Origin of the sequence: Micromonospora sp. NBC_01699 (assembly GCF_036250065.1) — a bacterium.
GTDB lineage: Bacteria > Actinomycetota > Actinomycetes > Mycobacteriales > Micromonosporaceae > Micromonospora_G.
On record NZ_CP109199.1, the window covers coordinates 5,973,531 to 5,994,192 of the forward strand.

The window sequence follows — 20,662 nt, forward strand, 5'->3', positions numbered from 1 at the left end:
CGGTGCGACCGTCGGGACGTGCCTGGCCCGGACCACCCGACCCCGGAACATCCGGTACGACTACGGGTGGCCGGTCTCGTCGCGACCACGTTGATGACCGTTGGCGCGTACGGCGCCGGGGCGCTGCCCGGCGGACCGGACGGCCGAGCGGGTCCGGCCGGTGCCCTGGCCGCCTCGTGGCCCTACTGGCTGGGCCTGACCGGTTGGCTCGCCGGTTTGCTCGTCCTCACCGTCGCCTGGTGGCGGCTGGGCGGAACGTTGCACCGGCCGGGTCACCCGGTGCCGACCCGCTGGCTGCTGGCGACCGGGGCGCTCTGGGCCGCGCCCCTGCTGTTCGCGCCGCCGCTGGGCAGCCGGGACGTGTACGCGTACGCCTGCCAGGGTGCGCTCTGGCTCGACGGGGTCGACCCGTACGCGGTCGGGGTGGCCGACGGCGGCTGTGCGTGGACCGACTCGGTGCCGTCGCTGTGGTGGCACACCACCACCCCGTACGGTCCGTTGGCGATCGCGCTGGCCGGCGGGGTGGTGGCGCTCGCCCGGCTGGCGGTCTCGGGACCGGACGACCGGTTGCTCGTCGCGATATTCCTGTTCCGGGCCGTCGCGATGCTCGGTGCGCTGCTGGTCGCCCGGTACCTGCCCCGGTTGGCGCGGGCGGTCGGCGCCCCCGCTTCGGCGGCGGTCTGGCTGGCCCTGCTCTCGCCGCTGACGGCGGTGCACCTGGTGGGCGGCGCGCACAACGACGCGCTGATGGTGGGGCTGGTGGTGGCCGCCCTGGCGCTGGCCGTCGGGGCGACCCGGACCGGCGTACCGGAACCGGGTCCGGCGCCGTCGGGGCGCCCGTGGCCGCGCCCGTGGCCGGCCCTGCTGCTCGCGGGGCTGCTGCTCGGGCTGGCCGGCACAATCAAGATCACCGCCCTGGTGGCGCTGCCGTTCGTAGCCCTGCTCGCCACCGTCCGCCTACCCCGCACCCTGGCACCCGCCACCGTCGGGCCGCCCGGCGCCATGGCACCCGGCGGCGTTCGGCTGGCCCGTGCGGTGGCGGTCGGCGCCGTTCTGCTCACCACGGCGGTGACGTTCGCCACCGTCACCGTGGCGACCGGGCTGGACCTGGGGTGGCTGGCCGCCCTGCCGGACACCGGTCGGCTGGTGCAGTGGACCTCCCTGCCGTCCGGGCTCGGCATGGCCGCCGGCTACCTGCTGCGGATTCTCGGCCACCCGGAGGCGTTCGGCCCGGCGGTGGCGTGGGCCCGAGCGCTCGGGCTCGCCGTCCTGTTGGCGGTGTCGGTCGCCCTGGTGCTCCGGGCCTGGCGGGCGACCGGCGGTCGTCCCGGCGTCTCCGGGCACGGGTGGGAAACCGACCGGCCACCGGTTGCCGCCCGGCGGTCCGTGACGACCGCGTGCGGGCTGGCGTTCGGCGCGGTGACCCTGCTCTCCCCCGTCTTCTACCCCTGGTACGCCCTGGCCACCGTCACCGTGCTCGCCGCGACCGTCGGGCAGCGGTGGTGGCGGGGCCCACTGGCCGTACTCGTGCTCGCGACGGGCTTCCTGGTGCTACCCGACGGCCTGGGGCTCGCCGTACGGACCAAGCTGCCCGGAGCCCTGCTCGACGTCGCCGTCGTCATCGCACTGACCGCGTACGCCGTCCGCCGCTTCCGCCGTGCCCGCCGCCCCCGGGCCAATCAGCCCGATCAACCTGCCCGGCCCGATCAGCCCGCCGGGCCCTGCCGGCTCACCGGAACCGATCAGCCCGCCCGGCACGATCGACCGGATCAGCCGACGTCCCCGATTCCGCCCGCTCCCCGGATTCCCCGGAGTCGATCGGGTTCTCCGACGCTCGGTGCCGGGGGCGGCGGTCCCGACCCGGTCAGTCTCCCGGTCGGCCCCGGTCGCGAGGCGGCCACCACCGCCGGCCACCGGTCCCGGCGGTCGGGGTCCGCTGCACACCCCGGCGCCCCAGCCACACCCAGACCGAGAGGGTGAGCAGCACCAGGGCGAATCCGAACAGCAGGTCCTCCACCGGGGCGTAGACCAGCCGCAGTCCGATGATCGCGTCCGGGTCGTACCGGACGATCCGTCGGCCGGTCAGGATGCCGTTCGAGATCAACTGGAAGAACACGATGATCGGATAGGTCGCCCAGAACACCCGGCGCCGCACCAACCGGGTACGCAGGAGGTACAGGTCCACCAACACCGCACCGGCCACCCCGAGCAGCGCGGCCACGGTGTAGCTCACCGGCGGGCCCACCGTACGCCGCGTGCCCCGGCGGTCACCGCTCGTCCCCGGCCGGCCAGCCGCGTACGGCGCGGACCGCCTCGAACCCGAGTACGGCACAGATCGGCACGACGAAGAAGAAGAGCACCTCGTCCAGGGGCAGCCCGCCGGGGAACAGCACACCGGTGATCTGCGCCGGGTCGAAGGTCCAGTGTCCGGCGGCGATCGCGGCCAGGTCCCAGAGCACGAAGACCGCCGCCACCGGGGCGATGGTGAGCAGCAGGCGGCGCCAGCGGCGGAGCACGTTCACCCGCAGGATCGGCTCCAGCCAGAGCGCCCCGGCGAGGCACCCGGCGAGGACCGCGAGGTAGGCGAAGTGCCCCATGGCCGGCGTCGCCGGCTAGAAGCCGAGCGCCTGGGCCCGGCGCTTGACCTCACGGGCCAGGTCACCGCCGAGCGCCGCTGCCGGCGTACCGGGGAGGGTGTCGTCGGGTTCGTAGAGCCAGCGTACGGCCGCCTCGTCGTCGTAGCCCGCGTCGCGCAGCAGGTTCAGCACACCCGGCAGGTGCTTGCGTACGGTGTCGTTCGCCACCAGTTCGACGGGCACCCGCCGAATCCCGTCCCGGCGTACCGCTATCAGTTCGCGGTCGCGGATCATCTGGTGCACCTTGCTGATGGTCACGTCCAGCCGGACGGCGACGTCCGGCAGGTTGAGCCAGCCCGCGGCGTCCGCCGGGCCGGCGAGTGGGGATTCGGTCACCCGATCACAGTGCCACGACGGTCCCGGTCTTCCACCGCCACCCCCACCAGGGTAGTTTTCGCACCGAACACGGTACTTCGGCGCGGTACGTGACCGACCGGACACCGGGGGCAATCCCGCTCCTCGGTCAAGATTTCCGTTCGGCACCGCCTGTGGCATCCTGTTCTGCCGTCACCCTCTGGAGACATAGACTGCCTGCCGATGGACATTCAGGTCGCCGACACGTTGCTGGGCTCGCTGATCGACGGGCGCTACCGCATCCGCGGTCGCGTGGCCCGTGGCGGCATGGCGACCGTGTACACCGCCACGGACGAACGGCTGGAGCGCACCGTGGCGCTCAAGATCATTCACCCCAGCCAGGCCCAGCAGGCGCAGGGCCGGCTGGCCGGCTTCCTGGCCCGGTTCACCGAAGAGGCGAAGACCATCGCCCGGTTGACCCACCCCAACGTGGTCGCCGTCTACGACCAGGGCACCCACGCCGGCCTGCCGTACCTGGTGATGGAGTACGTCCGCGGTCGTACCCTGCGCGAGATCCTGGCCCAGCGGCGCCGGCTCAACCCCGGCGAGGCGCTGGCCATCCTGGAGCAGATGCTCGCGGCGATCGCCGCCGCCCACCGGGCCGGTCTGGTGCACCGCGACGTCAAGCCGGAGAACGTGCTGGTCGCCGAGGCGCCCAGCGGTGGCTCCGGCAACCTGGTCGACAGCGTGGTCAAGGTGGCCGACTTCGGGCTGGCCCGAGCGGTCGAGGCGAGCGCCGACGACGACTCCGGCAGCCAACTGATGGCCACCGTGGCGTACGTCGCCCCGGAGCTGGTGACCGAGGGCCGGGCCGATCCGCGGACGGATGTCTACTCCGCCGGGATCGTGCTGTTCGAGATGCTCACCGGCCGGGTCCCGTACGACGGTGACCGGCCGGTCGACATCGCCTGGCAGCACGTCGACCGGGACGTACCGGCCCCTTCGAGTCTGGTCCCCGGCCTGCCGCCGGTCCTCGACGACCTGGTGATCCGGGCCACCCGGCGCGATCCGGGCGCCCGGCCGACCGACGCTGGAGCGTTGCAGGCCGAGGTGCAGGTGGTCCGCGACGATCTCGGCAACGCCAACGCGAACACGGCGCTGCTGCGCCAGGTGGCCCAGCCGACGATGGTGGTCGCCTCGGTCAGCCCGGCCGACCGGCCGTCCTGGGCCCGGCTGCCCGACCAACCGGAGCCCCGCGCCGCCAGACCACACCGCCGCCGCGCCGCGCCGGAGCCGTCCGGTCCGCTGGCCCGGCTACAGACGTTGCGCGAGCAGGTGATGGCCGACAAGCGGGGGCGGATCGCGGTGGCCGCCACGGTGGTCGTGCTCGGCCTGGTCGCCGCGATCGGCGGCTGGTGGTTCGGTGCCGGCCGCTACACCGAGGCCCCGCAGCTGGTGAGCATCAGCAAGGCCGAGGCGGAGGCGCTGGCCGCGCGGGACGGGTTCACCCTCGCCTACGCCGAGCCCCGCTACGACGAGGCCGCCGCCAAGGACCAGGTCGTGGGCCAGGATCCGGCGTCCGCGGCGCGGATGGTCAAGGGCAGCACGATCACCCTCACCCTTTCCCTCGGACCCGAGCGCTACCAGGTGCCGGACGTGCTGGGCAAGACCTTCGACCTGGCCCAGGCCGACCTGGAGCGGGCGAAGCTCCAGGTGACCAAGGGACCGGACCGCTACGACGAGAACCTGCCGGCCGGTGTGGTGACCGCTATCGATCCGAAGGTCGGCACCGAGGTCAAGCCCGGTGACAAGGTCACCCTGACGGTCAGCAAGGGCCGGGCGCCGCTGTCCGTACCGAACCTGGTCGGCAAGAACATCAACGACGCTCGTAGCGACCTGCAAAAGCTCGGTCTGGTTCCGGTGGAGCAGTACGAGGACTCGGACAAGCCCAAGGACCAGGTGATCGACCAGAGCCCGCCGAACGACACCGGGGTCGAGAAGGGTGCCGAGATCAAGCTCAAGGTGAGCAAGGGCCCGCCGGCCGTGCTCGTACCCCGGGTGGTCGGGCTGCCGTGTCCCGAGGCGCAGGCGCGGCTACAGGCGTCTCAGCTCATCGCGGTGGTACAACTCAATCCGAACGGGACGGTCGGGATCCAGAACCCGCAGGAGAACGCGCAGGTGCCACCCGGCAGCCAGGTCCAGATCACCTGCTTCTGAGGTACCCGCACCGAAAGCAACAGGTGAGTCCAGTGACAAAGACGAACACGGCCACGGCCACGACCACCACCACGGCCACGAACCGTCGACCGATCGGCTCGCACACCCCGACCGGGGGCGGGCTGGCCAAGGCCGCGCTGCCCTATCTCGACGCGGCCGGGTCCGAGGTGGCACAGGTCTACGTCGCGAACTCGCGGGGGTGGGCGCTGCCGCCGGGTGACCCGGCCCAGGACGCCGCCTTCCGCGAGGGCTGCGAGCAGCGCGGCATCCCGGTCTACATCCACGCGTCACTGCTGGTGAACCTCGGCTCGCCCACTCCGGCGACGGTCGAGAAGTCGATCGCCACGCTGGCCCACGCCCTGCACCGGGGCGCCGCCATCGGCGCCACCGGTGTGGTCTTCCACTCCGGCAGCTCGGTCGACCCCGACTACTACGACACCGCCATGGCCCAGGTACGCGAGTCCCTGCTGCCGTTGCTCGACGCCGCCGCCGCGAGCGGTGGGCCGAAGCTGCTGATGGAACCGACCGCGGGCGGCGGCCGGTCACTGGCCTCCCGGATGGACCAGGTACCGGCCTACCTGGACACCGTCGACCGGCACCCGTGGCTCGGCATCTGCTTCGACACCTGTCACGCCTGGGCCGCCGGACACGACCTGGCCCGCCCCGGCGGCATGACCGAAACCCTGGACGACCTGGTCGCCTCGATCGGCCCGGACCGCCTGCTGCTGGTCCACGCCAACGACTCCCGCGACACCTGCGGCTCGATCCGGGACCGCCACGAAACCATCGGCAAGGGCAGCATCGGCGAGCCCGCCTTCGCCGAACTGATGACCCACCCGGCAACCGCCGGCATCCCGGTGGTCGTGGAAACACCCTCCGAGAAGCACCCCGACGACATCGCCCTACTCAAACGCCTCCGCCCCTGACCCAGAGGCCGTCCAGGGCTGCCACGAGCCGCGCAGCCGCCCGCCCACCTCAGACGGCGCGAACCCAGGGATTTGGGGGTGGCGTGCCCCACGTCGGGATCAAGCCTGACCGCCCAGAGTGGGGTACGCCGCCCCCAAATCCCGGACCGCGCACCCCACGACAAACGTCAGCGCCGGAAGATCGAGGTGAGAACGGAGACAGCCCGCTCCACCCCGGCATCGTCGAGATCAAGATGCGTAACCAACCGAGCCATCCGCGGACCGAGGACCGAGACCAGCACCCCTTCGGCCCGCGCCGCCGCCCCGAACGCCGGTGCGTCGAGCGCGAACTTGGTCAGGTCCAGCGGCACGATGTTGGTCCGTACCTGCCCGGCCAGCACACCGTACGGTGCCAGCGCCTCGGCCAGCCTGGCCGCCCGTACGTGGTCCTCGGCGAGCCGGTCGACGTGTCCGGCCAGCGCGTGCCGGCCGGCGGCGGCGAGGATGCCGGCCTGCCGCATGCCGCCGCCCATCCGCTTGCGGATCAGTCGGGCCCGTTCGATCTTCTCCGCGCTGCCCACGACAACCGAGCCGGCCGGTGCGCCGAGCCCCTTGGAGAGGCAGACCGACATGGTGTCGAACAGCTCGCCGTAGCTGGCCAGCGGCACCCCGTCGGCGACGTGCGCATGCCAGATCCTGGCTCCGTCGCAGTGCAGCCCGATGCCGGCGTCGTCGGCGATCCGGCGGAGCTGGCGCAGGGTGTCCAGCGGGATGACCCCGCCGCCGCCCCGGTTGTGGGTCTGCTCGACCGCGATCGCCCGGGTCGCCACCGCCCAGTAACCGTCCGGACGGATCATGGCGGCAACCTGGTCGGGGTCGACGTCGGCGCCGACCGCCGGCCAGGTACGGGTGGAGATGCCACCGTACGTGGCGGCTGCCGCCATCTCGTACGTGACGATGTGTGCGTCGGCGTCGCAGAGCAGTTCACCGGCCGGCGGCACCAGCACCTGGAGGGCGATCTGGTTGGCCATCGTCCCGCTCGGGGCGAAGAGGGCGGCCTCGTGCCCGAACAGGGCGGCGACCTCGGCTTCGAGCGCGTTGACGTTCGGGTCCTCGCCGTACACGTCGTCGCCGACCTCGGCCTGCGCCATCGCCGACCGCATCGCGGCGGTCGGGCGGGTGACCGTGTCGGAGCGCAGGTCGACCGGTCGCGGGTCAGCCACGGAGCATCTCCGCCACCAGGAAGGCCAGTTCCAGCGACTGCTGGGTGTTCAGGCGCGGGTCGCAGGCGGTCTCGTACCGGTCGGGCAGGTCCACGTCGGCGATCGCCTGGGCGCCGCCGAGGCATTCGGTGACGTCCTCGCCGGTCAGCTCGACGTGCATGCCGCCGGGGTGGGTCTCCAGGCCGCGGTGCACCTCGAAGTAGCCGAGCACCTCGTCGACGATCCGGTCGAAATGGCGGGTCTTGTAGCCGTTGGACGACTCGTGGGTGTTGCCGTGCATCGGGTCGCACTGCCAGACGACCTTGGCACCGGCGGCGGTGACCTTCTCCACGATCGCCGGCAGGGCCTCGCGGACCTTGTGGTTGCCCATCCGGCTGACCAGGGTGAGCCGGCCCGGAATGTTGTTCGGGTTGAGCTTCTCGCACAGCTCGATCGCCTGGTCCGGGGTGGTGCCGGGGCCGATCTTAACGCCGATCGGGTTGGCGATCCGGGAGATCCAGTCGATGTGGGCGCCGTCGATCTGCCGGGTCCGCTCGCCGATCCAGAGGAAGTGGCCGGAAAGGCCGTACGCCTTGCCGTCGGAGACCCGGGTGAGTGCCCGGTCGTACTCCAGGGCCAGCGCCTCGTGGGAGCAGTAGAGGGTGACGGTGCGCAGGGCCTCGTCGTCGGTCACGCCGCAGGCGCGCATGAAGGCGACCGCCCGGTCGATCTCGCGGGCGATGGCGTCGTAGCGCTCACCGGCCGCCGAGTCGCGGACGAAGCCCTTGTTCCAGTCGTGCACGGCGTGCAGGTCGGCCAGGCCACCGGCGAGGTACGCCCGGAGCATGTTCATCGCCGAGGAGGAGTTGGCGTACGCCCGGATCATGCGCTGCGGGTCGGCGATCCGGGCCTCCGGCACCGCCTCCAGCGAGTTGATCATGTCTCCGCGGTACGCCGGCAGCCCGCGCGCGTCGGTCGGCAGCGACCGCGGCTTGGTGTACTGCCCGGCGACCCTGGCAACCTTGACCACCGGCAGCGACGCCCCGTAGGTCAGCACGACCGCCATCTGGAGCAGGGTGCGCGCGTTGGCGAGCAGGTGGCTCTCGGTGTTGTCGGTGAAGGTCTCGGCGCAGTCGCCGCCCTGGAGCAGGAAGGCCTTGCCCTCGGCCACCTGGGCGAGCTGCACCCGGAGGTGATCAACCTCATACGGGGCGACCACCGACGGCACCGTGGAGAGGACCTCGCAGACCTCGTCGACGGCCTTCTGGTCGGGCCACGGCGGGGTCTGGGCCCGCGGCATGTCCCGCCACCGGTCCAGCCCGAGGGCCACGTCCTCGGCGGAATCGTCGGTCGGACGGCTGGTCTGCGGGCCTAGGTTACCCACCGTGGGGTAGCTCAGCTGATGCCACTCATGGCGCATGGAGAAAAGCGTACGGCGACACGCGGGGCAGGTCGCCACTGAGGTCGGCCGTGTCCGACCCGTGGGAGGTGTATTGGCCGCCGCCGTACCCGATGTCCGGGTATCCTGCCGGGCCGCCCGGTCGAGTCGCCGCGCGGCCCGGTCAGCCGGTCTGGCTCAGGAGGTCGTGCCACCGGCACTGGGCGACGGCCCCGCCGCGCTGGCGCCGGCCACCGTCTCGTTCGCGATGCACCACCCGGCCTCGGCCTTCGCCACCGTGAACAGGAGTTCGGCCGGGGTCGCCGCCCCGTTGCCGGCGAGCGCCGAGATCGAGGTGCTGACCTCCAGTTGGCCGCCGTTGGGGCGTACGTCGGTGATGGTCGCCTCGGTGACCTTGAAGTGATCGGCGAAGTCGCCGTTCGGGCCGGTCGCGGCCTGGTCGAAGGCGGCCTGCATCGGCACGCAGAGCTGGCCCCGCCCGGCGGCCACGTCCTTGGTCGTCATCGCGTCGAGATACGCCTGCACCACCGCCCGCGACTTCTCCGGGCCGTCCTCGGGGATCACCGGAGCCCCGTCGCCGTCATCACCGCCGAGGCCGCAGGCACCCAGGCCGAGCGGCAACATTGCCAGCACCGCGACCAGAACCGCCGCGCGCCGTCGTGGGACGTCCATCGAGTTCCCCCTCCTCGACTTCCTGCGAATTACGCCGAGCGGCGAGTCTGACACATCGATCACCCCTGCGGCCAGGCGCCGAACGACCCGCGGCGGCCGGGCATCGACGGCCGGCCGCCGGGCCCGCGCGACACGGGCCGGTGCCCGTCGTACGGGCATCGCGAGGTCCGGGCACGGCCCGAGTCAGCGGACGACACGGCGCTCGGCGGGTTGCCGCGCCCCACCGGGGTCGACCGACCGCGAGCGGGGTGTTTCGCTCCGGCCCGCCGACGGGCCGACGGGATCCACCGGGATGGTCCGGGCACCCGAGCCGAAGCAGGTCTTGGCGGTGCCCACCTCGTCGTGGAAGGGTGCCACCCGGCCCACCGTCAGCCCGGAAAATACGTGACGGCAGTGGCTGCACCTGCTTGGCACTTCGATAACCACTTCAACCTCCGGGGCAATCTCGTTTTGGGGCACCGGTCAGACCGAACGCAGCCGGCGGCGGATCGGCGCGGCGTCGGTCCAGCCGACGAACCGGGCATCGAGCTGCTCGGTGGTCAGCTCCACCAGCACGGGTGCCGCCCGATCGCGAAAGTGCGCCATGAACGTCGGCAGGCGGTCCCGGTCGTCGCGGTAGAGCACCCACATCCGGCGCCGGAAGATCGGGCACGGCCACTCCCCGTCGTCGTCGCGGCAGCGCCAGTCCGCGCCGGGACGATGCGGGGCGATCAGGTCGTCGTCATCGTCGGTCACCGGGCACACTCCAGTTCTCCGCCTCGAAAACGTTCGTGGAGAATGCGGGAATCGTTATTCGTATGGCAGATCTACAGCTATTTCAGGGACAGATGTACGGAGCTTCCATGGCTCACTCCGTCATGCCCGACCAGGTCGGAGACTGCGTCGCCCCCGATACACATATCCTCGATGTCGACCGCGGCCGTCCCGTGGCTCGACAACCGCATGCGGTCCACTCTGTACGGCAACTTCCACTAATTGCAATGGTCAGCGCTGCGACAATCCAAAATAAGTAGTCGCTGTGTCGTCACCCGACGTCCCGCCGTCGCATAATCGGTTGCCGGATGCAGGAAATTGAGACAGGGGGACGAATGACGGATACGGGATCGTCCGTACCGCGTAGACAACTGGGGCGGTACCTGAAACAGGCTCGCGAACAAGCGGGGATCACCCTTGAGGCCGCGGCAAGAGATCAAGAGTGGTCCCGGGCGACGATGTACCGAATCGAGGGTGGGTACGCCGCCGTACGTCGGGCCAACGTCGTGTCGATGTGCGCGGCGTATGGCGTACCGGCCAAGATGACGGAGGCGCTGATCGCGCTCGCGGCCGAGACCAAGGCCAAGGGCTGGTGGCACGCGCACGGCGCGGCCATCCCGAGCTGGTTCGAGCTGTACGTCGGCCTGGAGTCGGCAGCCTCCCGGTTGCGCCACTTCGAGCCGGCGTCCGTGCCGGGACTCCTGCAAACCAGGGAGTACGCCGAGGCACTGTTGCGCTCCCACCCCGGGATCCCCGACGAGGAGGTCAACCGTCTGGTCTTCGTACGGATGGAACGCCAGCAGTTGCTCCGCCGCACGTCACCCGCGCCGCCGCAACTTGACGTGCTGCTCGACGAGGCCACGCTCCGTCGGCGGGTGCCGGGAATGGCACGGCAGCTCCGGCACCTGAACGAACAGGGGCACACGGATCGGGTCAGCATCCGGGTCGTGCCCACGCTCGCCCGGCTCAACTACGCGCTGACCGGCGGCCAGTTCATCATCCTCGACTTCCCGGCGGTCGGGGTCCGCACCCCGGAGCCGACCACCGTCTACTGCGAGTCACTGACGGGTGCCCTGTATCTGGACAAGCCAAGCGAGGTTGCAACGTACGATGGCGCGTGGAAGGCGCTTGAAGACTTGGCCCTGGACCCAGGCCGGTCAGCCGACCAAATTGCGATGATTGCCAAGGAGATTGAGAATGCGTGAGCTGACCGGCGCCCATTGGCGCAAGTCCAGTCGTAGCAACGGTTCCGGCGGTGCGTGCGTGGAGGTCGCCGACAACCTGCCGGGCCACGTATTCGTCAGGGATACCAAGGACCGTGACGGCGGCACGCTGGCCTTCGGGTCGGCGGCCTGGAGTGCGTTCGTCGGCTTCGCCAAGACCTCGGCCAGCTGACGACAGTCCGAAGGGAAGCCCCCGGCGTTGCCGCCGGGGGCTTCCCCCTTTTTTACCGCTGACCGATCGGTGGTCCCGATCCTCATTCGACCCGAACGAACAGGTCACGGGCGGTCGGGCTCTGAATTGTTCGGCAATGGTTGGTCATCCTGGACCGTTCCCCGGTTGGCAACCGATCGGCGTACCTCGGCGTAGGCGCGCCCGCGGCGGTCGTCCGATGGGGATTTCCCGGCGCCGGGCGGTCGGCGGACGTTGACGCTGCGGGCTTTCTTTGTTCTGCTGGCCCAGCGCCGGTTTCCGGCCGACCCGTGGGCGCGGGCCGGCCGGAGACCGGTCACCGGGCCAACCCGAACCGCCGCAACCGGCAAGGCGCCATCGGGGCAGCCGGCCGACCTCGACGCGTTTTCCGCGCGGCACCCCGGAACGAGCTTCGGCCGACCCGTGGGCGCGCGGGTCGGCCGAAGCACTGCACTACTACTGCTGCTGGTGCTACGTGTTACATCGGTGTTACGTCAGCCGTCGGCTCAGCCGAGGCCGTTCTTGACGGCGGTGATCAGCTCACCGTTGCTGGTGTCGCCGGACAGCTCCCAGAAGAAGGAACCACCCAGACCCTGGTTGTTGGCGTACGACATCTTGCCGTTGATGGTGCTGGGGGTGTCGTAGCTCCACCAGTTGCTGCCGCACTTGGCGTACGCGGTGCCGGCGACCGTACCGGTGGTCGGGCAGGTGTTCTTGAGGACCTTGTAGTCCTCGTTGCCCGCCTCGTAGGTGCCCGGTGCCGCCCCGGTGGCGCTGCCGCCCGGTGCCGCCTGGGTAACCCCGGTCCAACCGCGGCCGTAGAAGCCGATACCCAGCAGCAGTTTGCTGGCCGGGATGCCCTTGCTCTTGAGCTTCTGGATCGCCGCGTCGGAGTAGAAGCCCGCCGTCGGGATCCCGGTGTACGACGTCAGCGGCGAGTGCGGGGCGGTCGGGCCCTGCGCGGCGAACGCGCCGAAGTAGTCGTACGTCATCGGCATCAGCCAGTTGAGGTTGTTGATCGCCCCGGCGTAGTCGGTGGCGTCGATCTTGCCGCCGTTGGTGCCGTCCGCGGTGATCGCCGCGGTGACCAGGGCGGAGGAACCGAACCGGGTACGCAGCGCCTGGATCACGTTCTTGAACGCGTTCGGACCGCTGGCGTCACAGGTCAGGCCGCAGGCGTTCGGGTACTCCCAGTCGATGTCGATGCCGTCGAACACGTCGGCCCAGCGCGGGTCCTCGACCAGGTTGTAGCAGGAGTTCGCGAACGCGGTCGGGTTCGCCGCGGCCTGGGTGAAGCCGCCGGACCAGGTCCAGCCACCGAACGACCAGATCACCTTGATGTTCGGGTACGCCGCCTTGAGCTTGCGCAGCTGGTTGAAGCTGCCGCGCAGCGGCTGGTCCCAGGTGTCGGCGACGCCGTCCACACTGTCCGCCGTCGTGTACGCCTTCTCGTAGTCGGCGTAGCTGTCACCGATCGTGCACTGGCCGTTCGTGGTGTTGCCGAAGGCGTACATGATGTGGGTCAGCTTGGCCGCGGACCCGCTGGTGACGATGTTCTTGACGTGGTAGTTCCGGCCGTAGACGCCCCACTGCGCGAAGTAGCCGACGACCTTCTTGCCGCCCGGCGGCGGGTTGGTCGGCGGAGTCGTGGGCGGGTTGGTCGGCGGCCGGGTGGTCGGCGGGGTGGTGGGCGGAGTGGTCGGCGGGGTCGTCGGCGGCCGGGTGGTCGGCGGCGTGGTGGGCGGAGGGGTGCCGCCGCCGCACGAGGCGCCGTTGATGGTGCAGTTCAGCGGGGCCCGGTAGGCGCCGGTGCCGTTGTAGCCCCAGGAGAACGAGGCACCCGGCGCGATCGCACCGGCCCAGCTCTTCTTGACCGCCACATAGTGGTTGTTGGTCCGGGTCACGTCGGCATCCCAGAAGCTGCCGATGGTGGTGCCGGCCGGCAGGTCGAACTCAAGCCGCCAGGTGGCGAGCGAGGCGTCGGTGCCGTTGGTGATCGTGACGCGGGCCTCGTGACCGGTTCCCCAGTCGGAGGCGGCCACGAAGGTTGTGGTGACGTTTCCGGCGCCGAAGGCCGCGGTCACCGGGACGGCGGCGACCGCCACCGCGACCACGGCGCCGGCCCAGAACGCCCGACGGAGGGAACTTCTCATGTGGCGTCTCCCCAAAACAGTTAGGAAACTTTCCAAATACCTGGTGAGACGCTACTCACGGGTTCACCACTCCGTCAAGATGTCCATGTTTCGATTTCCGGATGTCGGCGGACGAGCAGGTCAGCGGGTAACCTCACGCCATGACGATCTTTGACATCAAGCTGGACGCCCTCGGCGGTGGCCCGGCCGGGCTCGACCAGCACCGCGGCAAGGCGGTGCTGGTCGTCAACGTCGCATCGAAGTGCGGCCTCACCCCGCAGTACGCCGGCCTCCAGGCGCTCCAGGACGGCTACGGCGATCGGGGGTTGGTGGTGCTCGGCGTACCGAGCAACCAGTTCGCCGGCCAGGAACCCGGCACGTCCGCCGAGATCGCCGAGTTCTGCTCGACCAACTACGGCGTCACGTTCCCGCTGACGGAGAAGATCGAGGTGAACGGCCCGGACCGGCACCCGCTCTACGCCGAACTGGTCGACGCCCCCGACCCGGACGGTTACACCGGCGACATCCGGTGGAACTTCGAGAAGTTCCTGGTCGCCCCGGACGGCACGGTCGCCGCCCGGTTCGGCCCGAAGACCGACCCGCAGTCGGCCGAGCTCACCGCCGCCATCGAGCGCGCCCTGCCCAACTGACGCACCCCCACGGGACTCCCGGGTGCTCGCGTACCTCGGGCACCACCCCGGCTGACGACGGCGCCGGGCGATTACTTCGCTGGTCGCAGAATCGCACCGGGCGGGTCGGGCGGACGTGCTTTGCTCAGCAGATGAGCCTGGTCGCGGAAACCCACGGAACGGGTCTGCCGGTGCTGTGCCTGCCCGGTTTCAGCCTGCCCGGCTCGGCGATGGTCGCCGCGCTGGAGCCGGCCGTGGCGGCGACCACCGGGCTGCGCCGGATCTACCCCGACCTGCCGGGAACGGGCCGGTCGCCGGGTGGCCCGGCGAACTCCGACGGCGTGCTCGACGCGGTCGCCGACCTCGTCGAGCGGGAAATCGGCGCCGCCCGGTTCCTGGTCGTCGGCTGGTCCTACGGCGGTTACCTCGCCGCCGGGCTGGCCAGACGCCGGCCGGAGCAGGTGGCCGGCCTGCTGCTGGTCTGCCACGGCACCCGGATCCTGCCCGGTAACCGGGACCTGCCGGTGGCGCCGGTGGTCAGCGAGGAGGTCGAGTGGCTGGTCGACGTGCCGACGGACCTGCGTGCCCACCTGTCGGTGGCGTTGGGCAACCGGACCAGGGAGACGGCCGAGCGGGTGGCGACGGTGCTGACCGCGTCCGGGCCGGGCGACGAGGAGTACCTGGGGCGGTTGCGCGACACCGGCTACCAGCTCTCCGACGAGGGCTCCACGCTGGCCTTCCTCGGACCGACCAGCCTGATCGCCGGACGCCAGGACTACATCGCCGGGTACGCCGACCAGTTTCGCGCCCTGGCCAGCTACCCGGCGGCGAGTTACGCCCTGCTCGCCGAGGCCGGGCACTACCTGCCGTTCGAGCAGCCGGAGGCGTTTCGCGGGCTGACCCTGGACTGGCTGGCCCGGTGCACCGCCGCGGTCGGTGGACCACGGCTGGACCACCCCGCCGGGCAGCCAACGCCGGACTACCCGGCGGGGTAGTAGCCGGCCATCGCCCGCACGCTGTCGGCGATCCAGGCAACCAGTTCCGGCCGGGCCAGCAGCAGATCGCCCCCTCTCCTCCGCCGCACACCAGACGGCGCGACGATCTTGCACTTGTGGTGGCGAACAAATCCGGATGAGGGTCCTAATCCGGGCGCCACAAGTGCAAGATCGTCGACGATATCGGTGGGCAGGGGTCGGTGGAGGTTGGGGATTGCTGCTGTAGGCGGTTAGCCGTGCGGGGGTTGTCCTGGATGCGGTTCGGGCCCGAGTCGGTCGAGAAACTCGCGCAGCAGCCGGTGCCAGGCTCCGGGACGTTCCAGGTGTAGGTCGTGACCGGCGTCCGGCAGTTCGACCAGTTCGCTGCCGGGCAGCCGGGCCAGCATCCGCCGGGCCTGGTCCACGCCGACCACTCCCCGGCCGGCGCGGACCAGCAGGGTGGGGCAACGGATCGCCGACCAGTCGGCCCAGAACGGCCGGGCCGACGACTCGCGCACCGACTCGACCATCAGCTCCGGCACGAACCGGGGCCACCAGCCGTCGGCCTCCTCGGCCAGCCCGTCCGCCCAGGCCCGACCCCGGTCACCGCCGCCGAAGAAGCGCACCGCGTCGGCGTACGACGGGAAGGGCACCGGCCAGCCGGACAACCACTCGCCGATCCTCCTCGGGGTCTCCGGGTCACCGCCCGGCGAGGCGTCCACCACCAGCAGGGCCCGGACCAGCCGTGGATAACGGGCCGCGGTGAGCATCGCGGTGTGCCCACCGAGGGAGTGCCCGACCAGCACCACCGGGGCCGCCCGCAGCGCGCCGACCACGGCGGCGACATCGGCGACGTACGCCGAGCGGGTCAGTTGGATCGGCCGGCGCGCGCTGCGGCCGTGGCCGCGCTGGTCCAGGGCCAGCACCCGGTGGGAGCCGTCGAGGGCGGCGGCGCTCGCGTCCCACTGCCCCGCGTGGCCGGCCGGGCCGTGCAGGAACAGCACCGCCGGTTCCGGGCCGGCCCGGTCGAGGCAGGCCAGCCGTACGCCGTTCCGACTCACCGTGCGCCAGTCACCGACCGCCACCATCGGCACCCCCTCGTGGGTGGGTCCCGGCCCAGCCCACTGCCCCGAATTCTCGGCCGGCAACGCCCCCACCAGGCAATATCCTTCGGTAACGATTTGATTACTTGCCGTGCTGGACTTGCCTCGAAGTCCGATGAACGGGACTCTTTGGTGCGGAAACGCTCAACCGGCGCCCGCCATACCAAGGAGGCAGTATGCGCATTTCCCGACCGCTCGCCCGCCAGCTCCGGCGGACCCTGGCGTTCGGCTCGGTCACCCTGCTCGGCCTGGGCCTGAGCGCGTTGGCGGCCGCGCCGGCCGGTGCCGCCGGGGTGGGCTACGTCCGGCTCGCGCACCTGTCCCCGGACACCCCGGCCGTCGACGTCTACCTGGCTGCGGCGACCGGCTCGGCCGAACCCCGGGTCTTCCCCGCGGTCGGGTACGGGGTGGTCTCGGGCTACCTGTCACTGCCGGTCGGCCGGTACGCGGTCGCGATGCGGCAGGCGGGCGCCCCGGCGAGCAGCAAACCGGTGCTGACCGCCGAGGTGGCGGTGACCGCCGGGGACGCGTACACGGTGGCCGGGGTGGGTCGCTACGCCGACCTGGGGCTGCGGGTGCTCGACGACGACATCAGCGCACCGGCCGCCGGACGGGCGAAGGTACGCGTCGTACAGGCGTCCGTCCGGGCACCCGTGATCGACGTCGCCGCCGCCGACGGGCCCACCATCGCCGACGCCGTCCCGTTCGCCACCACCACGCCCTACTCGCAGGTCGAACCGGGCTCCTGGAAGCTGCGGCTGAACAGCACCGGCGGCACCCCGACCACGGCCGACGTACGGCTCGCCGCCGGGACGGTCTACTCACTGCTGGTGCTCGACGCCGAGCAGGGCGGGCTCACCACCGAGTTGCGGATCGACGCCAGGGGCGGCGAGGTGGTGCCGGCCGGTGGCGTGGACACCGGCGCCGGCGGCGCCCGGAACGCGGTCGGCACCCGGGCGTCGGACGAGCCGGCCGGTCGGGACTACCCGCTGGTCGCCGCCGCAGTCGCGGCCGGCACGCTGCTCGCGGTGCTCACCGCGGCCGTGGTGCTGCTGGTCCGACGCCGCGCGCGGCGCACCTGGTGAACGGCGCACCGCCCACCCGTGCCGCCGAGATCAGGCGGCACCGGGGGCGGTGGCCCGGACCGGCGGGCAAGCCTCCGCGGTGGGTCCTCCCGGTCCTGCTCGGCGTCGGTGTCCTGGTGTTCGCGCTGGTCACCGGCACCGGGCTGGGTCGGGCCGGCACCGGACCCGCGACCACGGCCGGGGTGTGGCGCGCGGGCTGCGGCACCGGCTGCCCGTCGACCGGCGCGCGGCCGCCGCAACCGGACCCGGCCGCACCCACCGGGCCACCCGACCGGGTACGGATACCGCGCATCGGCGTCGACTCGTCCCTGGCCGTGCTCGGCCTGGACCGGTCCGGGCAACTCGCCGCGCCGGCCGACTACGCCCGGGCCGGCTGGTTCGGCGCCGGTACGGCACCGGGCGACACCGGCCCGGCGGTGATCGCCGGGCACGTCGACTCGACCACCGGCCCCGCCGTCTTCTACCGCCTGCACGAACTGCGCACGGGCGACCGGGTCGAGGTGCGGCGCGGAGGGCGGTGGATCGGATTCGTGGTGGTGGCCAGCAGCCGACACGACAAGGACGAGTTCCCCACCGCCGAGGTGTACGGCCCGACCCCCGGCCCGGAGTTGCGCCTGGTCACCTGCACCGGCCCGTTCGACGACCGCACCCGGCACTACCGCGACAACCTGGTCGTGTACGCGATCGCCGATCGGTAGGTACCGGGTTCCCGCCGGCCCGGACGGGTCAGATCGGACGAGTCAGAGCCGCCGGCGGCCGGCGAACCCGCAGTCGGCCCGGTGGTACCAGCGGATGTCGTCGTCGCCCTCCAGCCAGCACCAGAGCACCGGCCGGCCCTTGCGCTCTCCGGCGAAGTCGAGCAGCACCGGGGCGAAGCCCTTGACCTGGATCTCGTGCTCGTTGAGCTCCTCCAGGATGCCGTGCAGCCGCGCCTCCAGCGCCTTGAGCTCCGGCATGCCACCGAGCGGACTCAGCCCGCCGCCGGTCAGATCGGCCCGCAGCTCGGCCAGGTCGGCGCGCAGGGTGATCAGCTCGTCGATCCGGGGGCGCAGGGTGGCGATCAGGTAACTGGCCTGGGCGAGGGTGAACACACCGGACAGTATGGGCCACCGATCGCCATACCGGGTCGACCCCGGACCCGGCTAGTCGCTCTGGGCGGCGATCTCCCGGGCCCGGTCGCGGGCCGCTTCGAGCGCGGCGAGCAGCGCGGCGCGTACGCCGTGCTTCTCCAGCTCCCGGATCGCCGAAATGGTGGTGCCGGCCGGCGAGGTGACCGCCTCCCGCAGTTTCACCGGATGTTCACCAGAGTCGCGGAGCATGGTGGCCGAGCCGATGGCGGTCTGCACGATCAGGTCGTGGGCGACCTGGCGCGGCAGCCCGAGCAGGATGCCTGCGTCGATCATCGCCTCGACCAGCAGGTAGAAGTAGGCCGGGCCGGAACCGGAGAGCGCGGTGACGGCGTCCTGCTGCGACTCGGGCACCCGGATGGTCGCGCCCAGCGGGGTGAACATCTCCTCGGCCAGGGCCAGGTGCGCCCCGGTCGCGTACGGGCCGGCGGAGATCGCCGTCATCGCCTGGTCGACCAGGGCCGGGGTGTTCGTCATGACCCGGACCACCGGGGTGCCCTCCGGCAGCCGCCGGCCGAAGAAGCCGGTCGGCAGGCCCGCACAGAGTGAGATCACCAGCTTGTCGGCCGGTACCTTGGCGCCGATCTCGTCCAGCAGCGCGCCCGCGTCCTGCGGCTTCACCGAGATGGCGAGCACGTCCGCCTCGGCCACCGCGGACAGGTTGTCCACCACCCGGACGCCGTACCGGGTGGCCAGTTCCTCGGCGCGGGCCTGCCGCCGGGTGGTGGCCAGCAGCCGGCCCGCCGGCCAGCCGGCCCGCAGCAACCCGGAGAGCATCAGCTCGCCGATCTTCCCGGTGCCGATCACGGCCACCGTGTGCGCTCCCGGTGCCATCCGATCCCCCATCCTCGCCCCGTGCCGGTTCCGATCCCGCGCCGGCACGCGGTCGCGCCGGTCGCACCGAACCGGGGTGGACCCCGCCGGCTCGCACCGGCTGACGGAGTCCACCCCGGCCGGGTGGTACGGCCGATCAGCTACCGAAGAAGACCTCGGCCTCTTCGTAACGCTCGATCGGTACGGTCTTCAGCTCGCGGGTCGCCTCGGCCAGCGGCACCCGAACGATGTCGGTGCCCTGCATGGCGACCATCTTGCCCCAGTCACCGTCGTTCACGGCGTCGATCGCGTGCAGGCCGAGCCGGGTGGCGAGCACCCGGTCGAACGCGGTCGGCGTACCGCCGCGCTGGATGTGCCCGAGCACGACCGTACGGGCCTCCTTGCCGGTCTTGGCCTCGATCTCGCCGGCCAGCCACTGGCCGATGCCGCCGAGCCGGACGTGACCGAAGGAGTCCAGCTCCTGGTTGTGCAGAACCATCTGCCCGTCCAGCGGCTGGGCGCCCTCGGCGACCACCACGATCGGGGCGTACTGCTTCTGGAACCGCTTCTCGACGTAGGTGGCCACCTGCTCCACGTCGAACTGCCGCTCCGGCAGCAGGATCACGTTGGCGCCACCGGCCAGGCCGGCGTGCAGCGCGATCCAGCCGGCGTGCCGGCCCATGACCTCGACCACCAGGGTGCGGTGGTGGCTCTCGGCCGTGGTGTGCAGCCGGTCGATCGCCTCCATCGCGATGTTGACCGCGGTGTCGAAGCCGAACGTGTAGTCGGTCGCGTTGAGGTCGTTGTCGATCGTCTTCGGTACGCCGACCACGTGGACGCCGAGCTCGGTCAGCCTGGTCGCGACGCCGAGGGTGTCCTCGCCGCCGATCGCGACCAGCGCGTCCACGCCCTGCTCGGCGAGATTGTCCTTGATCCGTTCGACCCCGTTTTCGATCTTGAACGGGTTGGTCCGGGACGAGCCGAGGATGGTCCCGCCGCGGGGCAGGATCCCCCGCACCTCGTCGATGCCGAGCGGCTTGGTCAGCCCCTCCAGCGGACCGCGCCAGCCGTCGCGGAAGCCCACGAACTCGTGACCGTAGGTAGCGACACCCTTACGCACGACCGCTCGGATCACCGCGTTCAGACCCGGGCAGTCACCGCCGCCGGTGAGCACGCCGATACGCATGATCTGCTCATCCTCCAGGAGCTTCAGGTAAGCCCAATTCAGCCCCAGGAGCGAAGTCACGTCAGACCATCGGCGTCGTTGCCGGCCCGGGGCGGGCCGTCAATGCGCACTGTAGTCGTCGC

Annotated in this window: 22 protein-coding genes; 9 read left to right on the forward strand and 13 right to left on the reverse strand. The window is 71.5% G+C overall.

What is annotated here, in order from left to right; genetic code table 11:
- Positions 1–18 precede the first annotated feature (18 nt).
- On the forward strand, positions 19–1,980 hold the full coding sequence (gene mptB, locus OG792_RS24180; protein WP_329102535.1) for a polyprenol phosphomannose-dependent alpha 1,6 mannosyltransferase MptB: 1,962 nt from the start codon (positions 19–21) through the stop codon (positions 1,978–1,980).
- Here mptB and OG792_RS24185 read toward each other — a convergent pair.
- Genes OG792_RS24185 through OG792_RS24195 form a run of 3 tightly spaced genes read right to left on the reverse strand, consistent with a single transcriptional unit; the run spans position 1,865 to position 2,972 of the window.
- A complete protein-coding gene (locus OG792_RS24185) occupies positions 1,865–2,233 on the reverse strand; it encodes a lycopene cyclase domain-containing protein (protein WP_329102536.1) in 369 nt (122 codons plus the stop codon). The two genes, mptB and OG792_RS24185, sit on opposite strands and share 116 nt — an antisense overlap.
- A gap of 34 nt (positions 2,234–2,267) precedes the next feature.
- On the reverse strand, positions 2,268–2,597 hold the full coding sequence (locus OG792_RS24190) for a lycopene cyclase domain-containing protein (protein ID WP_329102538.1): 330 nt from the start codon (positions 2,595–2,597) through the stop codon (positions 2,268–2,270).
- Positions 2,598–2,612: 15 nt separating this feature from the next.
- Positions 2,613–2,972: an Rv2175c family DNA-binding protein gene (locus OG792_RS24195; RefSeq protein ID WP_329102539.1), complete on the reverse strand. Its 360-nt coding sequence runs from the start codon at positions 2,970–2,972 to the stop codon at positions 2,613–2,615.
- A 201-nt stretch (positions 2,973–3,173) separates the two neighbouring features.
- On the opposite strand from OG792_RS24195, the gene pknB reads away from it, so the two are divergent.
- The gene (gene pknB / locus OG792_RS24200; protein WP_329102542.1) at positions 3,174–5,147 is read left to right on the forward strand and encodes a Stk1 family PASTA domain-containing Ser/Thr kinase; all 1,974 of its coding nucleotides are present in this window, start codon (positions 3,174–3,176) and stop codon (positions 5,145–5,147) included.
- Positions 5,148–5,179: 32 nt separating this feature from the next.
- Positions 5,180–6,073, forward strand: a complete 894-nt coding sequence (locus OG792_RS24205) for a deoxyribonuclease IV (protein WP_329102544.1) — start codon at positions 5,180–5,182, stop codon at positions 6,071–6,073.
- Between the two features lie 167 nt (positions 6,074–6,240).
- On the opposite strand, the gene OG792_RS24210 is transcribed toward OG792_RS24205, so the two are convergent.
- The 5 genes from OG792_RS24210 to OG792_RS24230 form a co-directional block, all read right to left on the reverse strand.
- Complete coding sequence (locus tag OG792_RS24210) at positions 6,241–7,275, reverse strand: threonine aldolase family protein (protein ID WP_329102546.1); 1,035 nt, start codon at positions 7,273–7,275, stop codon at positions 6,241–6,243.
- Positions 7,268–8,674 carry a class II 3-deoxy-7-phosphoheptulonate synthase gene (locus tag OG792_RS24215; protein WP_329102548.1) on the reverse strand — a complete coding sequence of 469 codons (1,407 nt, stop codon included), beginning with the start codon at positions 8,672–8,674 and terminating at the stop codon, positions 7,268–7,270. Before OG792_RS24215 ends, OG792_RS24210 begins: the two co-directional genes overlap by 8 nt.
- 156 nt (positions 8,675–8,830) lie before the next feature.
- Positions 8,831–9,325, reverse strand: coding sequence for a hypothetical protein (locus OG792_RS24220; RefSeq protein WP_329102550.1), 495 nt, complete (start codon positions 9,323–9,325; stop codon positions 8,831–8,833).
- A gap of 183 nt (positions 9,326–9,508) precedes the next feature.
- Positions 9,509–9,682, reverse strand: a complete 174-nt coding sequence (locus OG792_RS24225; protein WP_329102552.1) for a hypothetical protein — start codon at positions 9,680–9,682, stop codon at positions 9,509–9,511.
- A gap of 105 nt (positions 9,683–9,787) precedes the next feature.
- A complete protein-coding gene (locus tag OG792_RS24230) occupies positions 9,788–10,060 on the reverse strand; it encodes a hypothetical protein (RefSeq protein ID WP_329102554.1) in 273 nt (90 codons plus the stop codon).
- 353 nt (positions 10,061–10,413) lie between these two features.
- Between OG792_RS24230 and OG792_RS24235 the strand changes: the two genes are divergently transcribed.
- Positions 10,414–11,283 carry a helix-turn-helix domain-containing protein gene (locus tag OG792_RS24235; RefSeq protein WP_329111407.1) on the forward strand — a complete coding sequence of 290 codons (870 nt, stop codon included), beginning with the start codon at positions 10,414–10,416 and terminating at the stop codon, positions 11,281–11,283.
- A complete protein-coding gene (locus OG792_RS24240; protein ID WP_329102556.1) occupies positions 11,276–11,473 on the forward strand; it encodes a DUF397 domain-containing protein in 198 nt (65 codons plus the stop codon). The genes OG792_RS24235 and OG792_RS24240 overlap by 8 nt, the downstream gene beginning before the upstream one ends.
- A 524-nt stretch (positions 11,474–11,997) precedes the next feature.
- On the opposite strand, the gene OG792_RS24245 is transcribed toward OG792_RS24240, so the two are convergent.
- Complete coding sequence (locus tag OG792_RS24245) at positions 11,998–13,644, reverse strand: glycosyl hydrolase family 18 protein (protein ID WP_329102558.1); 1,647 nt, start codon at positions 13,642–13,644, stop codon at positions 11,998–12,000.
- 140 nt (positions 13,645–13,784) lie between these two features.
- Between OG792_RS24245 and OG792_RS24250 the strand changes: the two genes are divergently transcribed.
- Positions 13,785–14,273: a glutathione peroxidase gene (locus OG792_RS24250; protein WP_329102560.1), complete on the forward strand. Its 489-nt coding sequence runs from the start codon at positions 13,785–13,787 to the stop codon at positions 14,271–14,273.
- A gap of 131 nt (positions 14,274–14,404) precedes the next feature.
- Positions 14,405–15,247 (forward strand): alpha/beta fold hydrolase, encoded by an 843-nt coding sequence (locus tag OG792_RS24255; RefSeq protein ID WP_329102562.1) that lies wholly within the window; start codon positions 14,405–14,407, stop codon positions 15,245–15,247.
- 230 nt (positions 15,248–15,477) lie between these two features.
- Here the strand turns inward: OG792_RS24255 and OG792_RS24260 are convergent, their stop codons facing one another.
- Entirely contained in the window at positions 15,478–16,383 is a 906-nt protein-coding gene (locus tag OG792_RS24260) for an alpha/beta fold hydrolase (RefSeq protein ID WP_329102564.1), read from the reverse strand.
- 122 nt (positions 16,384–16,505) lie between these two features.
- Here OG792_RS24260 and OG792_RS24265 point away from each other — a divergent pair, with 122 nt between their 5' ends.
- Positions 16,506–17,414, forward strand: a complete 909-nt coding sequence (locus OG792_RS24265; RefSeq protein ID WP_329102566.1) for a DUF4397 domain-containing protein — start codon at positions 16,506–16,508, stop codon at positions 17,412–17,414.
- Positions 17,411–18,112: a class F sortase gene (locus tag OG792_RS24270; RefSeq protein WP_329102568.1), complete on the forward strand. Its 702-nt coding sequence runs from the start codon at positions 17,411–17,413 to the stop codon at positions 18,110–18,112. Before OG792_RS24265 ends, OG792_RS24270 begins: the two co-directional genes overlap by 4 nt.
- A gap of 42 nt (positions 18,113–18,154) precedes the next feature.
- Here OG792_RS24270 and OG792_RS24275 read toward each other — a convergent pair whose 3' ends face one another.
- The 3 genes from OG792_RS24275 to OG792_RS24285 form a co-directional block, all read right to left on the reverse strand.
- Entirely contained in the window at positions 18,155–18,505 is a 351-nt protein-coding gene (locus tag OG792_RS24275; protein ID WP_329102569.1) for a DUF2203 domain-containing protein, read from the reverse strand.
- A 51-nt stretch (positions 18,506–18,556) separates the two neighbouring features.
- A complete protein-coding gene (gene proC / locus OG792_RS24280) occupies positions 18,557–19,375 on the reverse strand; it encodes a pyrroline-5-carboxylate reductase (RefSeq protein WP_329102571.1) in 819 nt (272 codons plus the stop codon).
- 136 nt (positions 19,376–19,511) lie between these two features.
- On the reverse strand, positions 19,512–20,540 hold the full coding sequence (locus tag OG792_RS24285; RefSeq protein ID WP_329102573.1) for a 6-phosphofructokinase: 1,029 nt from the start codon (positions 20,538–20,540) through the stop codon (positions 19,512–19,514).
- Positions 20,541–20,662: the final 122 nt, after the last annotated feature.

Excerpts from the sequence above, each read along its gene's own strand:
- OG792_RS24190 (WP_329102538.1), bottom strand. The coding sequence starts at position 2,597 with ATGGGGCACTTCGCCTACCTCGCGGTCCTCGCCGGGTGCCTCGCCGGG.
- pknB (WP_329102542.1), top strand. The coding sequence starts at position 3,174 with ATGGACATTCAGGTCGCCGACACGTTGCTGGGCTCGCTGATCGACGGG.
- OG792_RS24215 (WP_329102548.1), bottom strand. The coding sequence starts at position 8,674 with ATGCGCCATGAGTGGCATCAGCTGAGCTACCCCACGGTGGGTAACCTA.
- OG792_RS24220 (WP_329102550.1), bottom strand. The coding sequence starts at position 9,325 with ATGGACGTCCCACGACGGCGCGCGGCGGTTCTGGTCGCGGTGCTGGCA.
- OG792_RS24235 (WP_329111407.1), top strand. The coding sequence starts at position 10,414 with ATGACGGATACGGGATCGTCCGTACCGCGTAGACAACTGGGGCGGTAC.
- OG792_RS24240 (WP_329102556.1), top strand. The coding sequence starts at position 11,276 with ATGCGTGAGCTGACCGGCGCCCATTGGCGCAAGTCCAGTCGTAGCAAC.
- OG792_RS24245 (WP_329102558.1), bottom strand. The coding sequence starts at position 13,644 with ATGAGAAGTTCCCTCCGTCGGGCGTTCTGGGCCGGCGCCGTGGTCGCG.
- OG792_RS24250 (WP_329102560.1), top strand. The coding sequence starts at position 13,785 with ATGACGATCTTTGACATCAAGCTGGACGCCCTCGGCGGTGGCCCGGCC.
- OG792_RS24255 (WP_329102562.1), top strand. The coding sequence starts at position 14,405 with ATGAGCCTGGTCGCGGAAACCCACGGAACGGGTCTGCCGGTGCTGTGC.
- OG792_RS24265 (WP_329102566.1), top strand. The coding sequence starts at position 16,506 with ATGCGCATTTCCCGACCGCTCGCCCGCCAGCTCCGGCGGACCCTGGCG.
- proC (WP_329102571.1), bottom strand. The coding sequence starts at position 19,375 with ATGGCACCGGGAGCGCACACGGTGGCCGTGATCGGCACCGGGAAGATC.
- OG792_RS24285 (WP_329102573.1), bottom strand. The coding sequence starts at position 20,540 with ATGCGTATCGGCGTGCTCACCGGCGGCGGTGACTGCCCGGGTCTGAAC.